Raw genomic sequence first — 271 nt, 5'->3', positions numbered from 1 at the left:
TCATCCCAGTCCTGCCCGAGAAAATCCTCGAAGGCGCAGCCCCACAGCGTCATGGCAACGTCGGGGCCGATCATCTCCGCCAGATCCTCGAAGGAGATGTCGCCCGCTTCCAGCGCCGGACCAATGTGATCGCCAAGCACTTCGCCAAAACACTCCTGCCAGTCCTCCTGGCCGAGATATCGGATCAGTCCCGTGAGTTCGTCTGCGGCCATGACTGCTCCTGCGTCTCCTGAACCTGACTCGGTGAGGCCGGAACGATATCCCGAAACAG

General features: G+C 60.9%; 1 pseudogene. It reads right to left on the bottom strand.

What is annotated here, in order from left to right:
- Positions 1 to 212 (bottom strand): annotated as a pseudogene (locus tag B7449_RS18075) (hypothetical protein); the annotation flags it as partial.
- Positions 213 to 271: the final 59 nt, after the last annotated feature.

It is taken from the genome of Komagataeibacter intermedius TF2 (assembly GCF_000964425.1).
In the GTDB taxonomy this organism is placed as follows: domain Bacteria; phylum Pseudomonadota; class Alphaproteobacteria; order Acetobacterales; family Acetobacteraceae; genus Komagataeibacter; species Komagataeibacter intermedius.
This window is presented reverse-complemented; position numbering and strand designations above follow the sequence as displayed.